Origin of the sequence: Emticicia sp. 21SJ11W-3 (assembly GCF_024138715.1) — a bacterium.
GTDB classification, from domain to species: domain Bacteria; phylum Bacteroidota; class Bacteroidia; order Cytophagales; family Spirosomataceae; genus Emticicia; species Emticicia fluvialis.
Window position 1 is genome coordinate 2155508 of sequence record NZ_CP092074.1, and the last position, 18134, is coordinate 2173641.

Genomic DNA, 18134 nt, shown 5'->3' on the forward strand with positions numbered 1-18134 from the left:
CGTTATTCAGAATAGTTGAGATTAAAAGTGCGCCAGTTTCTTATAAACTGGTGCACTTTTTTTATGATGTAGTAACAATTAAGTTTACAGGTCGTTATATTTGGGATAATTAACGGCATATTCAATGAGAAAGATTTTACTATTCGTTTCAGTATTTATTTATCAGTTTTCGGCTTTGGCACAAAACCAGTATCTGGTGGTTTTTAGAGACAAAGCTAACTCTACGTATTCCGTTAACAAACCAAAAGAGTTTCTTTCAGAGCGTTCAATACAGAGACGAGCCAAACAGAAAATAGCCGTCACCGAAAGAGACCTGCCACCTAATACGGCCTATCTGGCTGAACTATCTAAAGCCGGTGCAAAAGTTTTGTATAAATCCCGCTGGCTGAATGCAGCGTTGATAGAAACCAATACCGCCACATTAGATAAGATTCTGAAATTTTCTTTTGTTAAGGGTCTGGAGGGCGCTGGCGATATCCGCAATGCCCGTTTGAATACCGATGCCGGCGTTAAAACCAAAAAAGATAAATTTGCTGCTGAGCGCACCACCGACAACGGCTTATCGCAAACCCAGTTAGCCATGTTAGGTGCCGATAAGCTGCATCAGCGAGGTTTCAAAGGTGAAGGTATGCTGATTGGCGTGCTGGATGCCGGGTTTTTGAATGCCAATAACCTAACTTTTTTTAAAGATTTATATGCCGAAAACAGGGTGGTTGGAACCTACGACTTTGTAGCCAATGAAAAAAGCGTTTATGAAGACGATAACCACGGCACACGTGTATTGTCTTGTATGGCTGCCTATGAAGATGGTAAAATTGTTGGTACGGCATACAAAGCTTCTTATTTATTGTTGCGGACTGAAGATACGGCATCTGAAACCAGACGCGAAGAGGCCAACTGGCTTTTTGGTGCTGAAATGGCCGATAGCGTAGGGGTAGATGTTATTAATTCTTCTTTAGGATATACTACTTTTGACGACCCAAGACAGGACTACAAGCGTACAGATCTTAACGGAGACAGAGCCCTGGCAACACGGGCGGCAGATTGGGCAGCCCAGGCTGGTATTTTGGTAGTTACATCTGCCGGAAACGAGGGTAACGATAGCTGGAAATACATTGGCACACCTGCCGATGCTGATTCGGTGATTGCAGTGGGGGCTGTATCTGCCTCAAGAGTGATAGCTTCTTTTAGTTCTTATGGCCCTTCTGCCGACGGCCGGGTAAAACCTGAGTTGGCCGCTATGGGGCAAAGTACATTGGTAGGCGGGGCAAATAATACTATTGTAAATAGCAATGGTACTTCGTTTGCTTCTCCATTGCTGGCTGGTTTTGCAGCTTCTTTCTGGCAGGCTTATCCTGAATTTAACAATATGCAGATACGCGATTTTCTGATACGGTCTGCCAGTCAGTACGAATCACCAGACGACAGACTTGGTTATGGAATACCCAATTTTGAAAAAGCAGCTCAACTGGCAGAACTTGAACAGCTAATAGCAGTTATAAAAAAAGAAGGTAGAGACGTGGCCGTTTTCCCAAATCCGTTTAATGAAAAAACAGGAGCCGTAAAAGTGTGGATACTGAAAGATAATGCCGGCAAAAACTTTGAGTTTAATCTTGTAGACATGACCGGAAAGGTTATCTGGTCTATGGTTACTGACCAAAGATATGTAACGTTGCCATCAGACTATTGGCAGGCCAATTATATTTTAAAAGTAAAAGGAGAAAATCTTAATTTTTCTACCAGGGTCATAAGAAATTAGACGAATATCCGGCTGAAGAATAGCGCCATCGATATTTAACTTTTATGGGCATCTGAATTTTAAATTAAATTAGCTTATAATTTTTATATTCGCCGATCCGCCAGCCTGTCAGGCGTTCAATGAAAAACAAAACCTTGTTTTTTAAAGAGTACTTTTTTTCTGCTACATTGAAATGAAAGTTCCAGTCGGCATTTTCAATTCTACTACGCATTACTTGAGGGTGTGTTCCATGAAATACACTTAACGAATCAATTTTAGAATAATCGAATTCGGTATCTGCCAGTTGCATTTTCTCTATTTCTTCAGGTGTATGCCAAAGCGCATGGAAACTCCTGACTTTTTCGGCCATTTTCTTTGGGGGCCTTACCCAACCGTAATGGTAAATATGCGCATCAATAGGTTTTACACACAACTTGGTATTATCTGTTTTTCTGAAACCCTGGGCATCGCGGTAAGAAACCACGTTTCCTGTATGTCTGAAAACCCTTATTTCGTTTCTATACCATTTTCTGGAGTCGGCCACATAATTAAACGATCCATAAAAGTGGGTGTACTTAAATAGTAAGCCTTCTACTTCTAAATCAGCCGCATATTGTTTCATAGCCAGCCTGATGGCATGATGGTATTGCTCATGCACTACCTCGTCGCACTGAATATAAAAGGCCCAGGTGGTATCTTTACTGATGGCATCAATTGCCTTATTGGTTTCTACTGCCAGTACACGTCCACCAGTTTTCAGGGTTTCGTCCCATTCGGTTTCAATAATCTTTATTTTATCCGATTTTATGGATTGAATGAGCGACAGGGTCTCGTCTTCTGATTTTCCGACGGCAACTACAAATTCATCACATAGGGGTAAAACCGAAGTGATGGCTTCCAGGGCAGGGTAATCGTATTTAATAGCGTTCCGTACTATGGTAAAACCTGTTACTTTCATAATGCCCTTAGTGTTTTTCGTACCATTCTCATCATTGATTCAGAATCATTCAGGCTTTCAACGCTTGCAAGTTCAACCCACTGCAGGCCGTTTGATTCTTCGTTTACTAATAAAGGTAGCGTTTTATCGGCGCTGAACAAAAAACGAACGTCATAATGCAAATGTGCCGGTATGCCTTTTCGTTCGGGTATAGGGTGTATATCAATGTCAAATATGTCGTTGCTTAATATATCTATGGCATTCAGGCCGGTTTCTTCTTGTGCTTCTTTCAGGGCAACGCGTAGAACGTCATTATCACCGTCGCAATGTCCGCCGGGCTGAAACCATTTGTTCAGTTTTCTATGATGCATCAATAATACAAACTGGCCTGAATCGTCCAGAATCCACGCTGACCCCGTTACATGCCCGATAAGCAGCTCTCTGTCAAAGCATTGATCATTGTTTTGAACAAATGCTGTCATTTGTTCTTTCATGGCCGATTCACCGGCATCAGCTCCTGTATGATTGTGAAGCAATTCAAGCAATTTTTTTCGATGCATACCTCAATTTATTGTTAATTTGCATCGAAAATTAGTTTAATAAAACAACGAAACATCACAATTACATGAAAAAAATTACGACTTTTATTACAAGTTGTTTATTGTCAGCAACTTATACTTTTGCTCAGGTTGCTCCTGCTCCAAGCCCGGCCGCTACGGTGTCTCAGGTTGTTGGTACTACAAAAATTTCGGTTGATTATTCCCGCCCTGCCTTAAAAGGCCGTGAGATATTCGGTAAGTTAATTCCGTTCGATAAAGTGTACCGTACAGGCGCTAATGCAGCTACAAAAATTGAAACCTCGGCAGATATAACCGTGCAAGGCAATATACTGAAAGCCGGTAAATATGCCATTATGTCGATACCAAATGCCAATAGCTGGACAGTTATTTTCAGCAAAGACCTGAATGTTACAGAGCAAAATTATAGTCAGTCAAACGATGTTTTGCGTGTAACAGCCACCCCGAAGGCAGTACCGGCGGTAGAATCATTCACTATTGATTTTTCTGATGTGAAAGACGATGCAGCCAACCTGAATATTTCGTGGGAAAAAACCAAAGTAACTCTGGCTATTGGTGTTGATAATGTAAAAGCCATGGAAGCAGCGATTGCCATTAAAAGCAACGATGCAGCAGCGGCATTTCAGCAAGCGGCAGAGTATATGTTTCAAAAAGGTCTTGATTTGAATAGCGCGTTGTCGATGGTCGATAAATCATTGGCTCTGAAAGAAAATTTTCGCAACAACTGGGTGAAAGCACAGATTCTTGACAAACAAGGTAAACCTGCTGAAGCATTGGTTTTTGCACTTAAAGCACAGACTTTAGGTAACGGCGACGGCGTTTATCCGTTCTTTAAAGACAGTATTGAAAAGGGAATCAGCGAAATAAAAGCTAAAATTCCTGCTGTTCCTGAGCCGGCCACAAATACAAAAAAGAAAAAGAAGTCCTGATTTGATTCAGAGCTTTTGAATTGTCCCGGCCATGAATTAAATCTGGCCGGGATTTTTTTTGCAGCAGATTCAGAAGGCAATTCAAAGAAAATCATTCAGTTATTTGATGAAATAAGATTTCCAACTAATTTTAAGTCATTAAGAAACTAAACCGGACCCAATGCGAATTATGGTATAGAGTAAAGGCACTCAATTACTAATTTGCTTAATCAACCATTCACTCATTACCTTAAATGGCAACTGAATCAATCGCTTCAAAGAAGCAGACTCTTTATATTATTTTATGCGGCATTTTTCTAACTAATGCCATTATAGCTGAAATAATAGGTTCAAAAATCTTTTCTGTTGAACAAACCTTGGGCATTGCGCCCATGCAGCTACCGCTCTTTGGTCAAAAGTTTGACTTCAATATGTCGGCGGGGGTACTTAACTGGCCCTTTGTATTTGTTACTTCTGATATTATCAATGAGTATTTCGGTAAAAAGGGGGTGAGAAAAATCTCTTACCTAACGGCCATGCTTATTGCTTACGCCTTTGTAATCATTTATATTTCTACTATTGTTACTCCGGCTCAGTTCTGGGTTAACCATAACAACAAAGATTTTTCAGGCAATGCACTGAATATTAATGATGCATACAAAATTATTTTCCGTCAGGGGCTGGGGATTATCCTGGGTTCAATTATTGCATTTTTAGTAGGGCAAATTCTTGATGCCACGGTTTTTCATTGGTTGCGTACTTATACAAACAACAAAATGATTTGGCTGAGAGCCACGGGCTCTACGTTGGTATCGCAGTTGATTGATAGTTACGTGGTAGTATTTATTGCTTTTTATGTCTTTAATAACTGGACCTTAACGGAGGTATTTACAACCGGAACGAATAACTATATCTATAAATTTGTAGTGGCGGTGTTACTGACACCAGTGATATACCTGGCACATGGTATGATAGATAAGTATCTGGGCAAAGAACATGCCCATAAAATAATTGATGAGGCTACTTTTACGCCGATGTAACACGGAGTGCCACTCCGTGGAACGTTCGGCGGAGTGATACTCCGCAGTGGGTTAAAGAGCAGCCAGATTACTGCTCTTTAACCTCAGATAATTTAGAAAAATCTACATTACAGGTGCCGCATCCTTTGGCACAACCTGCATTTTTGGCTGTAAATTGCTTCCTGACCATGTTACCCAAATAGGCCAGGGCGCCCAGAAATACCACTCCGATTATAATATTTTCAATCATCTTTTTCCTAATGCTTGCAAAATGTGTTGGTAATGGTGTTCAGAATGCCAGGCATATAAAGCGATGACTTCCTGAATTTCAAACGACTTCTGGTATCCACCATGATAATAAGTTTTCTTTAAAGACACTTCATCAAGGCTCCTGAACAGATAGACCATCCGCTGGTGTACACCTTCTAAAATTTGTAATGAAGGTTTAATGGGTAAACTATGGTCTGGTAATTGCGCCCATGCACCTTCATCATAACCTTTTATTGCAGGATTTTGTTCAGTTAAAGCAAACCGAATACGGGTAAACATATGGATATGGCTCTCGGCCATGTGATGAACCACCTTGCGGACAGTCCAACCACCCTGCCTGTAAGGCGTATCCAGTTCTTCGTCATTCAATTTGGCCGTCAGCGCTTTTAACCGGGCCGGAAGTTCTTCCATTACTTTTATATGAGCATTGGTATCGGCAAGCGTGTATTCCCTGCCATATACAAAATCGCCAATAGGGTATTTTAGTTGTTCAAGAGTAAGCATAAAAAAGAAATTGTATTAAATTCAGAACCAATGTTTTTGAATCTCATCGAGCAGCTCTTTATGAACTGCCGAACCAGCCACTACATCGCCCCTGAAAAGGTGTTCGCCCGTGCCTGAAAAATCTGATACAAACCCACCTGCCTCGGTAATTAGCAGAATTCCTGCAGCCATGTCCCACGAATTAAGGTTGTACTCATAGAAACCATCAAAATAACCACATGAAACATAGGCGAGGTCAATAGCCGCAGAGCCCATGCGGCGTAAACCATGCGTTTTTTGCATCAACGATTCCAGTATCTTCAGGTATTTGTCCTGATTATCAAACTTGTAATAGGGGAAACCCGTAGATAAAAGGCTTTCTCCCAGATGTTTATTAGCCGAAACGCTGATGGCCTCACCGTTTCTGAAAGCGCCTCCTCCTTTGGTAGCAGAGAAAACCTCTCCTGTGCAAACATTATAAACCACACCTACCAGCACATTTTTACCTTGAGCTAATGCCAAGCTTACCGAATAATTAGGCAAACCGTGTATAAAATTGGCCGTTCCGTCCAGCGGGTCAATAATCCAGTTTAAGCCATCAAAATCTTTGGTTTCTACAGTTCCTTCTTCTGTTATAAATCCTGCCTCAGGCAAAATAGCTTCCAGTCTGCCTACTATCATTTTTTCTGTTTCTTTATCAACGTACGAAACTACATTATTGGTGGCCTTGTATTCTACCGATGCCGTGCTGAACTTCTTGGCTTCTGAAGCAATGAATTCTCCTGCTTCCTTTGCAACCAGAACAACTTCACTGCATATTTTTTCTAAATCCGCTAAGTTTTGTGACATTTTTTGCTTTTTGTGTGTTTAAAATTTATTAAACTTTCTTTGATTTAATGCCCTGTTTATTTGGCTGATGCGGTTTTTTTTGCCAACCGTTGGGTATTAAAATTTGTTGTTTGTGATGGCAATTTTAAGAAAAAATATTTGCTTTGCCGTTGTTTTATTTTGTGCGTTTGCAAAATAATTACTTAAAAGAAAAATATTAACACTTAGTTAATAGAACACCGCTGATAACCAGCGCTTTGTAGGTTTGATTTTAAAATATAATGAACATTAAAGAAAAGAGACTCAGACAATTTACCGAAAGAATATTTCAGGCACTAGGCTGTTCAACTAAGGATGCTAAACTGGCAGCAGATGTGCTGATTACTGCCGATTTAAGAGGAGTAGATTCTCATGGTACTGCCAGATTAGTTGGCTATGTGAGATTATATGATAATGGCCGCCTGAATCCTGCACCGCAAATCAGAATTATTCATGAAACACCTTCCACGGCAGTTATAGACGGCGATAAAGGCCTTGGCCTGGTAGTAGCGCCATTTGCCATGAAAATAGCCATGAAGAAAGCTAAAAAATACGGCTCAGGATGGATTTCGGTACAAAACTCAAACCATTTCGGGATAGCCGGTTACCATTCAATGCTTGCTTTGCAGAATGATATGATCGGCTGGGCCATGACAAACGCCGCCCCGTTGGTAGTACCTACTTTTGCTACCGAAAAGATGTTGGGTACAAACCCGATTGCGGTGTCTGTTCCGGCTGGTAATCAGCCACCGTTTGTGGCTGACTTTGCAACAACCGCAGTGGCCTATGGCAAAATGGAAATTTTGCAAAGAAAAGGTCTGCCTGCTCCGATAGGATGGGTGCAGGATGCAGCGGGTATGCCGACTCATGATGCCAATGCAGTTAAAAATGGTGGGGGTTTATTGCCCTTGGGAGGTGACCGCGAACACGGCAGCCATAAAGGGTATGGGCTGGGTGCTGTTGTAGATATTTTTTCAGGCGTTTTATCAGGTGCTAACTTTGGCCCCTGGGTTCCGCCTTTTGCAACGGCGGGTTTTCATGGTGTGGCAGCCGAACAGGTGGGTAAAGGCACAGGGCATTTTCTGGGTGCCATGCGGATTGACGGTTTCAGACCCAAAGAAGAGTTTAAGGCCAGTATGGATACATGGATTGAGCGTTTCAGAGCCGCTAAGCATGTTGAAGGCAACCCGGTTGTAATACCCGGAGACCCGGAACGCGAGCTGGAGAAAATCAGAAGAGCAGACGGAATACCTTTGAATGAAAAGGTGGTAGAAGATTTACAAACATTGGCTGAACGCTTTGGCGTGAAATTTTGAGCGGTAGAAACTTAACCTTTTTAATATTAAATATTGAACAAAAAGCGCTTAACAAAGGGCCGCAGGATTTTTCAGCTAAGAATTTATGATATTTTTTTCGTAATTTTGCAGTTCAAAGAAAGCTGAATACATGAAGAAAATTAAAGTTGGTCTGGTACAGATGTCTTGCACGGCCGATGTTGCAGAGAATATAGATAAGGCCATTGAGGGAATTAAAAAAGCTGCCGGTAATGGCGCCAATATCGTTTGTCTGCAGGAATTATTCACCTCGCTATATTTTTGTGATGTAGAAGACCACAGTAATTTTAATCTGGCAGAGGCCATTCCAGGGCCAACTACCATGAAGTTGTCAGCAATTGCCCGTGATCTTAATGTAGTAATAATTGCTTCATTATTTGAAAAACGGGCCGCCGGTTTATACCATAATACCACGGCCGTAATCGATGCCGACGGCACTTATCTGGGTAAATACCGCAAAATGCATATTCCTGATGACCCGGGTTATTACGAGAAATTCTATTTTACACCCGGCGATTTAGGCTACAAGGTTTTCGATACCAAGTTTGCTAAAATAGGGGTGCTTATCTGTTGGGACCAGTGGTATCCTGAGGCTTCCCGTATTACAGCCTTAATGGGCGCTGAGGTGCTGTTTTATCCTACCGCTATTGGTTGGGACGTTAACGAGCCACAGAATGAGGCCAACATTGAACAGTATAATGCCTGGCAGACCATTCAGCGTAGCCATGCTGTAGCTAATGGGGTACACGTAGTATCGGTAAACAGGGTAGGGCGAGAGGCTGAGCAGCAATTCTGGGGAGGCAGTTTTGTGGCCAATCCGTTCGGAAGCCTGTTATACCTGGCATCGCATGATAAAGAAGAAGTACACGTGCAGGAAATTGACCTGGCATTGACCGAAAAATACCGCACCACTTGGCCGTATCTTCGCGATAGAAGAATAGACAGCTATGAGCCCATCCTGAAAAGATATATAGATTAACATTGTCCAAAGAAAATATCGGCCTGCCGAAGTATAATAAAACATTTAAATGCTTACCATAAACAATTTATCGTTCTACTTTGGCGGAAGAGCCATCTTTGAAGGAGCGAGTCTACAGATTAAACCAAAAGATAAAATCGGTTTAATTGGTCTGAACGGAATGGGGAAATCTACCCTTTTGAGACTGATTGTAGGCGAATACCAGCCAGATGGCGGTAATATCAGCAAAGCCGGTGACTGTACCATTGGTTTCCTGAATCAGGACTTACTTTCTTACCAGACCGAAGACTCCATATTGTCGGTAGCCATGCAGGCTTTTGAACGCGAAAACTACCTGCAAATAGAAATAGACAAAGTGCTGCACGAGATGGAAGTAAATTACCGCGATGAACTGGTTGACAAGCTGGGGCATTTGCAGGAAGAGTTTGACCATCTGGGGGGCTACACCATTCAGTCTAAAGCAGAAGAAATTCTGGAAGGGCTTGGTTTCCGTACTGAAGAGTTACACATGCCTTTAAAGCAGTTTTCCGGTGGATGGCGAATGCGTGTTATGCTGGCAAAGTTGCTTCTGCAAAAGCCCTCATTATTATTGCTAGATGAGCCTACCAACCACCTTGACCTTCCGTCAATTCAGTGGGTTGAAAAATATATATTGAATTACGAAAACGCCGTTGTGGTGGTTTCTCACGATAGAGAGTTTCTGGATAACGTTTGTAACATGACGGTAGAAGTTACCCAGAACAAACTTTGGCCTTATGCAGGTAATTACTCATTCTTTGTAGAAGAAAAAGCCCTTAGAAACGAGATTCAGAAAAGTGCTTTTGAAAATCAGCAGGCGCAGATACGCCAGACTGAACGTTTTATTGAACGTTTTAAAGCCAAAGCGTCTAAGTCTCGTCAGGTGCAGTCTCGTGTGAAAGCCCTGAATAAACTGGAACTGATTGACGATGTAATTGATGCCTCGGCACGTGTAGCATTTAAATTTAAATTCAGTGTTAATCCGGGTCGTCAAGTTATGGCTTTAGAGCATGTTAACAAGGCTTATGGAGAAAAAGTAATTCTGAAAGACTCAACCATAAACATAGAGCGTGGCGACAAAATTGCCCTGATAGGCGCCAATGGTAAGGGGAAATCAACATTGCTAAGAATTGTAGCAGGTAGCGAAATTGTGGATGGTGTAAGAAAACTGGGCCATAATGTAAATTTCTCTTTCTTTGCCCAGCACCAATTGGAATCTTTGCATTTGGATGAATCTATTCTGGAAGAATTAAAATATGCCGATTCAGCCAAAACAGAAGCTGAATTACGTTTGATTCTGGGCTGTTTCCTATTTAAAGGAGAAGATGTATTCAAGAAAATTAAGGTGTTATCAGGTGGTGAGAAATCACGTGTGGCTTTAGCCAAGGTATTGATATCTGAGGCTAATTTCCTGCTACTTGATGAACCCACCAACCACTTGGATATGCAGTCGGTGAATATCCTTATTCAGGCTCTGGATCAATATGAAGGTACGTATGTGGTGGTCTCTCACGACAGACACTTTGTGAGCCAGGTTGCTAATAAAATATGGTACATTGAAGACCACCAGATAAAAGAATACCCGGGTACTTACGACGAGTACGAAACCTGGGTCGAAGATAACAAGGCTAACCGCCCGTCAACTGTTCCGGTTCCGGCTCCTGCAAAAAAAGAAGAGAAACAAGCTCCGGTTGTTGATGCGCCTAGTAAAAACAAAAATGAGATTAAGAAGCTGGAACGCGAGATTGAAGAAATAGAAGCAAAAATAACCGAGCAGGAAAAGAAAAAAACGCTACTGGAAGAAAAACTGGCCGACCCAAAGGTTTTTAATGATGCTGCTGCATTGCAAAAAGCAAACACCGAATATGAACAAGCCAAAGCTGAATTGAAAAAGCTGAACGAGGTTTGGGAAAACAAAATGTTGGAGATTGCCTAACAAAAAGTACTGATAATATTTATTATAACAGCATCACGTAAAACGGGTGCTGTTTTCTTTTGTATATGCTTGTAAACAAAAGCAGCTCATCTGATGGCCAAATGAGCTGCTTTTGTTATATTAATTGAAGTGAATTTCTGAAATTATCTGATGATGCTGAATAATCTGCTCCAACGAATTTTATTCAGGAAGTTTCCGTCTTTATTAATTGACATCCAGATGAAAACTGCTTTACCAACAATGTGGTCTTCAGGCACAAATCCCCAGAAACGTGAGTCGTCAGACCCATGGCGGTTATCGCCCATCATAAAATAATAGTCCTGCTTAAATGTGTATGATGTAATTGGCTTGCCATCCAGAATAATCTGCCCGTTTACATATCTGGCATCTTTGTTACCGTCAAAGGTGGTGATGATTCCTTTGTAAAGCGCCAGATTTTTTTCGTCAAGCTGTATCGTTACTCCCTTTTTAGGTATGGTTACCGGCCCAAAATTGTCTCTGTTGAAAGGAAACAACCTTGAGTTATACGGAAAAGTATTGATTCCGTATTCGGTTGTGTCTCCTTTGGTTGCAATAATGGGGGTAATGCTTTTTACAAAGTCAAGCGCCTTAATATCTTTTATGGCCTGGTCGGTGGCTTTTACATAATAGACCGTTTTATCTGTCTGATGTAAATCTTCTTCGTATTCGGTAATGTCTAATTTTTGAAAAATTTTCTCGTTTACCTGGGTAGTGGCTTCAATGGCATATTCGTTCTGCAAACCCGGAGGGTTCGGGAAAACTTTGTTATTCACATACAACTGACCAGCCCTTACCTCCACTACATCTCCCGGAATCCCGATACAGCGTTTAATATAATTGGTTCGTAAATCAACCGGATATTTGTCGTATCCGCCAAATTCATCAGGTCTTTCAGGGCAACCAGGGTAGTTGAAAACCACCACATCACCGTTTTTTACATGTGTAAAGCCCGGTAATCTGTATTGAGGCAACTGAATGGCATCAGAATACGAAGGTATATCTGTAAACCAGATTTTCTGGTGCGTAAGCGGCACCTGAAGTATAGTTTTAGGCGTACGGGTGCCGTAATGCAATTTACTTACAAAAAGGAAGTCGTTGATTAACAGGCTCTTTTCCATAGACCCCGTAGGGATGGTATATGCTTCCAGAAATAACCACCGGATCAGCGTTGCTGCTACTACGGCGAATAATACAGAGTCTACCCATTCTCTTAGCGCCGACTTCTTTTTTGCTGGTTTATTTCCGGCCGTTGATTGAACTTCTGCCATAAGGACTTGCTCCTGATTGGAGATTTAATGGTTTAGTGATATCGGTTAAAAAATAAATGATTAAAAGCCTAACATATCGTTCATTCCAAAAATTCCGGTTTTGTCGCGCAGCCACTCGGCGGCTATTACAGCGCCTAAAGCAAAGCCATTCCGGCTGTGGGCAATATGTTTTATTTCAAGCTGGTCAACATCAGATATATACTTTATCTCGTGGGTTCCAGGAACTTTACCCTCTCTCGACGACCAGATTGGAACCTCGTTTTCCTGTGCTATCTGATTATTTACCCAGGTAGTTTTATTATTAAGATTTTCGATCAGCCCCTGTGCTAAAGTAATGGCAGTGCCACTTGGAGAATCTTTTTTTTCTGTATGATGTATCTCGTTGGTAGAAACCTTGTATTCGCCCATGTAAGGGTTCATCAGGCGGGCAAGTGCCTTGTTGATTTCAAAGAAAAGGTTGACCCCAATGCTGTAGTTAGATGCATAAAAAAAGGCGCCGCTGTTATCCTGGCACAGTTTTTCAATCTCGGGCTTGTGCTGAAGCCAACCGGTTGTTCCGCAAACTGCCGGCAAGCCAAACTCCATACAATATTTTAGGTTGCCATAGGCAGATTCAGGCGAACTGAATTCAATAACAACATCGGTATTTTCGGGGATAACAGACAGAAGCTCGGTACGGTTACCGATATCTATTTTTGCAGAAATCTCGTGTCCTCTTTGTAAAGCAATCTGCTCAATTACTTTACCCATTTTTCCATAACCTAAAAGGGCAATACGCATATATTTCTATGTCAGATTCTATTTAAATTTAAAAACTAAACTGGCACCCACCGCACTGCCCATAAAAGTAGGCTGAACGCTGGGTTCAAATTTGATTGATATGTCGTCGCTCATATCAAAGTTTTTGAGGTGGGCAGACACATTAGCCTGCACTGCCTGGAGCGCCCAGCCAACTGCAAAAACAATAACCGTCAGGTCTCTATAACGGCGATAAGTATTTACCACGGGCTCAACCTGGGCTTTGGTAAATGGGCCTATCTGCTTATCAGACTGCTTTATGCCTATACCCACATAGTTGTTAAGCATTACTTCGGTAGCTCCGCCAACAACTAGTTCGGTCAATTTCCCTTTATAGTAATGATACCTGTGGTTATTAACATAAAACGAGAAAATGCCTCCGGCTGCTGCGCCGTAAACAATTGGCATAACCCAGTATTCTTTGTTGGTGGCTTGCCCCCAACCGGGTAGTATCAATGAGCGAATGAGCGCCTTTCGTGCAGGATTTGCTTTTTTTGCTGAATCTGCCTTGAAAATTCTGCTTATAAAACGGGCTCTTCCGGCTGAATCTGCTTTGATAAGTCTTTTACCTAAACCCGCAATTCTGGAAGAGTCAATCAATATTTTTTTCGACGAATCGGTTTTGGCCGTATTATTTTTTACAGAGTCTGTTTTTTGCGCAAAAGAAATATTTGTTGTCAGTAAAAGTATAACCAGCATCCGAACCATATTCCGAAATTTTAATTGCGTAATGAGAGACAAAAATAGGTTCTCATCTTTCTTTTTACAATCATTTAACAAATATTAAACTATTTCTTGGCTGATTTTAATCCTGATTTACTTTTATTGCACCTAAAATTCTGTCTAATTCATCTTTTGATGCAAACGGAATTTTGATTTCACCCTTATGATTATCGTCGGCCTTTACCTGTACTTTGGTGCCAAAGTACCCCTGAAGACGAAACTGTAACGACGAAATCTCTTGTTTTAAGGTATTCTGGTTTTTGCCTTTTACTTCTTCAGAGCCTATGGCAGCCAGTCTTCTTACTTCTTCTTCAATTTTACGAACCGACCAGCTCTCCTCAATTACTTTAGTAAAGAGTTTTATCTGGGTTTCGCTATTATCTATATTTATCAGTGCCCGGGCATGGCCCATCGTAATTTCATTGTCGCGTACGGCTGCCTGAATTATATCAGGTAATTTTAGTAAACGCAGATAGTTGTTAACAGTAGTACGGTTTTTACCTACTCTGTCGCCCAGTTCTTCCTGTTTCAATTGAAACTCACTAAGCAGGCGATGGTAACTCAGGGCAATTTCTATGGCGTTCAGGTTTTCACGCTGAATGTTTTCAATCAATGCCATTTCCAGCATTTGCTGGTCGTCGGCAGTACGCACATAAGCAGGTATTTTGGTCAGGCCTGCCAGTTTAGATGCCTGCAAACGGCGTTCGCCCGATATCAGAATGTATCTGCCCGGGGTTTCTTCTTTAACAGTAATAGGCTGAATAATACCCAGAATCTTGATAGATTCTGACAATTCCTGAAGCGCCTCCTGGTCAAAGTGGGTTCGTGGCTGATACGGATTGGTTACAATAGAGCTAATCAGTATCTCGTTCATTGAACCCGGTGATTCAGCTTTGCGTGGTATAACGTTATCATTGTCAGTACTTCCGGAGTCTGATAATAATGCGCCCAGCCCACGCCCAAGCCCGGTCATACCTTTTTTTGTATTGAATGTTTTAGCTTCCATAGGTTTTCATGATAAATGGGTCTTGCTTTCAGGTTCCCAAATACATTTGGTTTAATTCATCTCCAACACTTATCAGTTTTCGGTTACAAGCTTTCCGTTCTTGATTAATATCTCACGTGCCAGATTCAGATAGCTGATAGCCCCTTTACTGTCGGCATCCTGAGCCAGAGCAGGTACACCATAACTCGGCGATTCAGATAACCTTATGTTTCGAGGTATGAGGGTCTGAAAAACCATGTTCTTGAAGTGCGTGGTTACTTCATGCACCACCTGGTTTGACAGCCTCACGCGCAGGTCATACATGGTTAGTAAGATACCTTCAATTGTAAGGGCCGGATTGAGACGCTGCTGGATAATCTTGATGGTGTTCAGCAATTTACCCAGCCCTTCCAGGGCAAAGTACTCGCATTGCACCGGAATAATCACCGAGTCGGCAGCTGTTAGGCTGTTAATAACTATTAAACCTAAAGAAGGAGAGCAATCGATGATAATGAAGTCATACATATCTTTCACATCATTCAAAGACTCTTTCATCTTTTCTTCTCGCTTCGGAAGGTTAATCATCTCAATTTCAGCGCCCACCAAATCAATGTGCGACGGCAGCAAATCAAGATTCGGGAAGTCGGTCTGAATGATAATGTCTCTGGGACGAATATCATTAACCATACATTCATAAATGCTGTTTTCTACTTCCTTGGGGTTCAGGCCAAGCCCGGATGTAGTATTTGCCTGAGGGTCTGCATCTATGATAAGCGTACGGAACTCAAGGGCAGCCAGACTGGCCGCCAGATTGATTGATGTGGTTGTTTTACCTACGCCGCCCTTCTGGTTGGCTATTGCTATTATTTTTCCCATTTTTAGTGGTTCGAGAAAATTACGGATTCAAATATCCGACTTTTAATGTTAAGAAACAATTAAATGTTCCACGACGTGGATAAAACGTTCCACGATGTGGATAACATCTGATTGGGCCATACAGCGCATTTTTTCTATTCAATTTTCTACCCTGAATAGCGAAATTTGTTTGTTTGTTGTCTTTATTGCTTTCTGTAGTATTATCTTTGCCCCATGCGTTACTTAATTGAATGTTCTTACAAAGGTACATCATTTCATGGCTGGCAGGTGCAGGAAAACGCCGCCACTGTGCAGGGGCATATTGAGCAGGCTTTATCTACCGTTCTGAGAGTTCCAACCCAGATAGTTGGCAGCAGCCGTACTGATGCAGGCGTGCATGCTTATCAGCAGTTTGCCCATTTTGATTCAGAAACGCCCCTGAGCCAGATAGACAAGCTGGTTTATGCCGTGAACGGCATCTTGCCCAAAGCCATAGCCGTAAATAAAATAGCTGTGGTAAATAACAATTTCCACTCCAGGTTTGATGCCACCTACCGGCGTTATCTTTATAGAATAGCACTTCAAAAAACACCATTCTGGCAGGATTTTTCTTATTTTTACCGGGCGCCGCTTGAAATTCACCCAATGAACGCGGCAGGAGAGATAATGAAAAATCATATTGATTTTCAGTGTTTCAGTAAAGTGCATACAGACGTAGCCACATTTAATTGTAAAATTGAATTTGCCCGCTGGGAACAGCAAGACCAGTTTTTGCTGTTTCATATCAAGGCCGACCGTTTCTTGAGAGGTATGGTGAGGGCCATTGTGGGTACTATGCTTGAAGTTGGTACCGGAAAAATGAGCCTGGATGCGTTTGAGCAGGTTATTTTATCAAAAAACAGGCAGAAAGCCGGAAGAGCCGTTCCGGCCGAAGGGCTCACATTGGTAGAAGTGGGCTACCCGGACAGATTAATTACCTGACAAATCATGAAAATAAGCGTTGAAAAAATTACTACACCCGAAGACCTTGAAGCAATTAAGGGTCTGTTCCGGGAATATGAGAAGTTTCTGGGTGTAAGTCTTTGCTTTCAGAATTTTGAGGAAGAACTGGCCTTGCTACCTGCCAAATATGCCGAGCCGGAGGGTTCTATTTTTCTGGCTATGGTAGATGGCAACCCCGCAGGTTGTGTAGCATTATGGAAACTGGAAGAAGGCGTTTGTGAAATGAAAAGGTTGTATGTGAGGCCGGTTTATCAGGGTATCGGGCTGGGAAAAAAACTTGCTCAGACGGTTATTGATGAGGCAGCAAAAAAGGGCTACCGTAAAATGAAGCTCGACACACTGAAAAGGCTGGCGGCCGCCAATAAATTGTATCATGCTCTACAGTTTACTGAAACCCAACCGTATAACTACAATCCTGAAGGCGACGTAGCCTATTTTGAAAAAGATTTAGCATAATGGCCTTAATGAGCAAAGATATTGAACTGGCAGTGAAGCTTTTAAATGCCGGTGAGGTGGTTGGGATTCCGACCGAGACGGTGTATGGATTGGCCGGCAACGCCTTGAACACCGATGCTGTAGCCCGGATATTTGAAGTAAAAAACCGACCAACCTTTGACCCGCTTATTGTGCATACCCACAGCATTGAGCAGTTTGAAAAATACGTAAATGTAACTGATGAAAGGGTTTATGCCTTAGCTGAAAAATTTATGCCCGGGCCGCTGACCCTCTTATTACCAAGAAAAGAAATAATTCCTGATTTGGTTACATCAGGCCTGGACACCGTAGCCTTCAGAATACCCAATCATCCGTTAACGCTGCAGTTATTACGTCAATTGGATTTTCCGTTGGCAGCGCCTAGCGCCAATCCGTTTGGTTATATTTCTCCAACAAGCGCGCTGCATGTGAATCACCAGTTGGGCGAGCAGATAAATCTGATTCTTGATGGGGGAGAGTGCCAGGTAGGCATTGAATCAACTATTGTTGGTTTTGCAGGAAATGAAACAATTGTTTACAGAAAAGGTGGTTTATCGATTGAAGAAATTGAAAACGTGGTAGGTAAAGTGCAAATAATTGAGCATTCGTCTTCCAATCCGCAGGCGCCCGGTATGCTTAAAAGCCACTATGCACCAAGAAAACCCCTGCTTCTAACCAGTCATGATTCAGAAATCACTTCGAGTAACGAAAAAGTTGCTTATCTGGGCTTTAACGAATTAAGAGCCGATATATCTGCTGAGAATCAACTACTTTTGTCGCCTTCCGGTAATTTCAAAGAAGCGGCTAAAAATCTGTTTGCTTACCTGCGTGATTTAGACAACAGAAATGTTGAAGTTATATACACCAGCCTACTGCCGGAAAAAGACCTTGGCAGAGCCATAAATGACCGTATCAGGCGCGCTACTGTAAAAGATTGAAAA

At 41.9% G+C, this 18134-nt stretch carries 19 protein-coding genes; 9 read left to right on the forward strand and 10 right to left on the reverse strand.

Annotated features, from left to right (window positions below):
• Nucleotides 1–124 precede the first annotated feature (124 nt).
• Nucleotides 125–1759, forward strand: a complete 1635-nt coding sequence (locus tag MB380_RS09115; protein ID WP_253534779.1) for a S8 family serine peptidase — start codon at nt 125–127, stop codon at nt 1757–1759.
• Between the two features lie 64 nt (nt 1760–1823).
• Here MB380_RS09115 and MB380_RS09120 read toward each other — a convergent pair whose 3' ends face one another.
• Together MB380_RS09120 and MB380_RS09125 are read right to left on the reverse strand one after the other, a co-directional pair.
• On the reverse strand, nt 1824–2696 hold the full coding sequence (locus MB380_RS09120; RefSeq protein WP_253534781.1) for a glycosyltransferase family 2 protein: 873 nt from the start codon (nt 2694–2696) through the stop codon (nt 1824–1826).
• Nucleotides 2693–3235 carry an NUDIX hydrolase gene (locus MB380_RS09125; RefSeq protein ID WP_253534783.1) on the reverse strand — a complete coding sequence of 181 codons (543 nt, stop codon included), beginning with the start codon at nt 3233–3235 and terminating at the stop codon, nt 2693–2695. The genes MB380_RS09120 and MB380_RS09125 overlap by 4 nt, the downstream gene beginning before the upstream one ends.
• A 65-nt stretch (nt 3236–3300) precedes the next feature.
• Here MB380_RS09125 and MB380_RS09130 point away from each other — a divergent pair, with 65 nt between their 5' ends.
• Complete coding sequence (locus MB380_RS09130) at nt 3301–4182, forward strand: DUF2911 domain-containing protein (RefSeq protein ID WP_253534784.1); 882 nt, start codon at nt 3301–3303, stop codon at nt 4180–4182.
• A gap of 233 nt (nt 4183–4415) precedes the next feature.
• On the forward strand, nt 4416–5201 hold the full coding sequence (locus tag MB380_RS09135) for a queuosine precursor transporter (protein WP_101727840.1): 786 nt from the start codon (nt 4416–4418) through the stop codon (nt 5199–5201).
• A gap of 67 nt (nt 5202–5268) precedes the next feature.
• On the opposite strand, the gene MB380_RS09140 is transcribed toward MB380_RS09135, so the two are convergent.
• From MB380_RS09140 to MB380_RS09150, 3 genes are read right to left on the reverse strand one after another with little or no spacing between them, the layout of a single operon-like run.
• Nucleotides 5269–5430 carry a FeoB-associated Cys-rich membrane protein gene (locus MB380_RS09140; protein ID WP_253534785.1) on the reverse strand — a complete coding sequence of 54 codons (162 nt, stop codon included), beginning with the start codon at nt 5428–5430 and terminating at the stop codon, nt 5269–5271.
• A complete protein-coding gene (locus MB380_RS09145; RefSeq protein ID WP_253534786.1) occupies nt 5427–5954 on the reverse strand; it encodes a YfiT family bacillithiol transferase in 528 nt (175 codons plus the stop codon). The genes MB380_RS09140 and MB380_RS09145 overlap by 4 nt, the downstream gene beginning before the upstream one ends.
• A gap of 21 nt (nt 5955–5975) precedes the next feature.
• Nucleotides 5976–6782, reverse strand: a complete 807-nt coding sequence (locus MB380_RS09150) for an inositol monophosphatase family protein (RefSeq protein ID WP_253534787.1) — start codon at nt 6780–6782, stop codon at nt 5976–5978.
• Between the two features lie 260 nt (nt 6783–7042).
• Between MB380_RS09150 and MB380_RS09155 the strand changes: the two genes are divergently transcribed.
• The 3 genes from MB380_RS09155 to MB380_RS09165 all read left to right on the forward strand — a co-directional run bounded on the left by MB380_RS09155 (nt 7043) and on the right by MB380_RS09165 (nt 11067).
• Nucleotides 7043–8116 (forward strand): Ldh family oxidoreductase, encoded by a 1074-nt coding sequence (locus MB380_RS09155; protein ID WP_253534788.1) that lies wholly within the window; start codon nt 7043–7045, stop codon nt 8114–8116.
• Between the two features lie 130 nt (nt 8117–8246).
• Nucleotides 8247–9113, forward strand: a complete 867-nt coding sequence (locus MB380_RS09160) for a carbon-nitrogen hydrolase (protein ID WP_305882501.1) — start codon at nt 8247–8249, stop codon at nt 9111–9113.
• Nucleotides 9114–9162: 49 nt separating this feature from the next.
• Entirely contained in the window at nt 9163–11067 is a 1905-nt protein-coding gene (locus MB380_RS09165; RefSeq protein WP_253534789.1) for an ABC-F family ATP-binding cassette domain-containing protein, read from the forward strand.
• 143 nt (nt 11068–11210) lie between these two features.
• On the opposite strand, the gene lepB is transcribed toward MB380_RS09165, so the two are convergent.
• From lepB to MB380_RS09190, 5 genes are all read right to left on the reverse strand, one after another.
• Nucleotides 11211–12356, reverse strand: a complete 1146-nt coding sequence (lepB, locus tag MB380_RS09170; RefSeq protein WP_253534790.1) for a signal peptidase I — start codon at nt 12354–12356, stop codon at nt 11211–11213.
• A 60-nt stretch (nt 12357–12416) separates the two neighbouring features.
• Nucleotides 12417–13136 carry a 4-hydroxy-tetrahydrodipicolinate reductase gene (gene dapB / locus MB380_RS09175; RefSeq protein WP_253534791.1) on the reverse strand — a complete coding sequence of 240 codons (720 nt, stop codon included), beginning with the start codon at nt 13134–13136 and terminating at the stop codon, nt 12417–12419.
• Between the two features lie 18 nt (nt 13137–13154).
• Nucleotides 13155–13862: a DUF5683 domain-containing protein gene (locus MB380_RS09180; RefSeq protein WP_253534792.1), complete on the reverse strand. Its 708-nt coding sequence runs from the start codon at nt 13860–13862 to the stop codon at nt 13155–13157.
• A gap of 97 nt (nt 13863–13959) precedes the next feature.
• Nucleotides 13960–14883 (reverse strand): ParB/RepB/Spo0J family partition protein, encoded by a 924-nt coding sequence (locus MB380_RS09185; protein ID WP_253534794.1) that lies wholly within the window; start codon nt 14881–14883, stop codon nt 13960–13962.
• Nucleotides 14884–14955: 72 nt separating this feature from the next.
• Nucleotides 14956–15738 carry a ParA family protein gene (locus MB380_RS09190; protein WP_101727831.1) on the reverse strand — a complete coding sequence of 261 codons (783 nt, stop codon included), beginning with the start codon at nt 15736–15738 and terminating at the stop codon, nt 14956–14958.
• Nucleotides 15739–15951: 213 nt separating this feature from the next.
• Between MB380_RS09190 and truA the strand changes: the two genes are divergently transcribed.
• The 3 genes from truA to MB380_RS09205 are packed head-to-tail and all read left to right on the forward strand — an operon-like array spanning nt 15952 to nt 18131.
• On the forward strand, nt 15952–16698 hold the full coding sequence (gene truA, locus MB380_RS09195) for a tRNA pseudouridine(38-40) synthase TruA (RefSeq protein ID WP_253534796.1): 747 nt from the start codon (nt 15952–15954) through the stop codon (nt 16696–16698).
• A gap of 6 nt (nt 16699–16704) precedes the next feature.
• Entirely contained in the window at nt 16705–17175 is a 471-nt protein-coding gene (locus MB380_RS09200; protein ID WP_253534798.1) for a GNAT family N-acetyltransferase, read from the forward strand.
• Between the two features lie 8 nt (nt 17176–17183).
• On the forward strand, nt 17184–18131 hold the full coding sequence (locus tag MB380_RS09205; protein ID WP_310587378.1) for an L-threonylcarbamoyladenylate synthase: 948 nt from the start codon (nt 17184–17186) through the stop codon (nt 18129–18131).
• Nucleotides 18132–18134 lie beyond the last annotated feature (3 nt).

Excerpts from the sequence above, each read along its gene's own strand:
- MB380_RS09115 (WP_253534779.1), top strand. The coding sequence starts at position 125 with ATGAGAAAGATTTTACTATTCGTTTCAGTATTTATTTATCAGTTTTCG.
- MB380_RS09120 (WP_253534781.1), bottom strand. The coding sequence starts at position 2,696 with ATGAAAGTAACAGGTTTTACCATAGTACGGAACGCTATTAAATACGAT.
- MB380_RS09125 (WP_253534783.1), bottom strand. The coding sequence starts at position 3,235 with ATGCATCGAAAAAAATTGCTTGAATTGCTTCACAATCATACAGGAGCT.
- MB380_RS09130 (WP_253534784.1), top strand. The coding sequence starts at position 3,301 with ATGAAAAAAATTACGACTTTTATTACAAGTTGTTTATTGTCAGCAACT.
- MB380_RS09135 (WP_101727840.1), top strand. The coding sequence starts at position 4,416 with ATGGCAACTGAATCAATCGCTTCAAAGAAGCAGACTCTTTATATTATT.
- MB380_RS09140 (WP_253534785.1), bottom strand. The coding sequence starts at position 5,430 with ATGATTGAAAATATTATAATCGGAGTGGTATTTCTGGGCGCCCTGGCC.
- MB380_RS09145 (WP_253534786.1), bottom strand. The coding sequence starts at position 5,954 with ATGCTTACTCTTGAACAACTAAAATACCCTATTGGCGATTTTGTATAT.
- MB380_RS09150 (WP_253534787.1), bottom strand. The coding sequence starts at position 6,782 with ATGTCACAAAACTTAGCGGATTTAGAAAAAATATGCAGTGAAGTTGTT.
- MB380_RS09155 (WP_253534788.1), top strand. The coding sequence starts at position 7,043 with ATGAACATTAAAGAAAAGAGACTCAGACAATTTACCGAAAGAATATTT.
- MB380_RS09160 (WP_305882501.1), top strand. The coding sequence starts at position 8,247 with ATGAAGAAAATTAAAGTTGGTCTGGTACAGATGTCTTGCACGGCCGAT.
- MB380_RS09165 (WP_253534789.1), top strand. The coding sequence starts at position 9,163 with ATGCTTACCATAAACAATTTATCGTTCTACTTTGGCGGAAGAGCCATC.
- lepB (WP_253534790.1), bottom strand. The coding sequence starts at position 12,356 with ATGGCAGAAGTTCAATCAACGGCCGGAAATAAACCAGCAAAAAAGAAG.
- dapB (WP_253534791.1), bottom strand. The coding sequence starts at position 13,136 with ATGCGTATTGCCCTTTTAGGTTATGGAAAAATGGGTAAAGTAATTGAG.
- MB380_RS09180 (WP_253534792.1), bottom strand. The coding sequence starts at position 13,862 with ATGGTTCGGATGCTGGTTATACTTTTACTGACAACAAATATTTCTTTT.
- MB380_RS09185 (WP_253534794.1), bottom strand. The coding sequence starts at position 14,883 with ATGGAAGCTAAAACATTCAATACAAAAAAAGGTATGACCGGGCTTGGG.
- MB380_RS09190 (WP_101727831.1), bottom strand. The coding sequence starts at position 15,738 with ATGGGAAAAATAATAGCAATAGCCAACCAGAAGGGCGGCGTAGGTAAA.
- truA (WP_253534796.1), top strand. The coding sequence starts at position 15,952 with ATGCGTTACTTAATTGAATGTTCTTACAAAGGTACATCATTTCATGGC.
- MB380_RS09200 (WP_253534798.1), top strand. The coding sequence starts at position 16,705 with ATGAAAATAAGCGTTGAAAAAATTACTACACCCGAAGACCTTGAAGCA.
- MB380_RS09205 (WP_310587378.1), top strand. The coding sequence starts at position 17,184 with ATGAGCAAAGATATTGAACTGGCAGTGAAGCTTTTAAATGCCGGTGAG.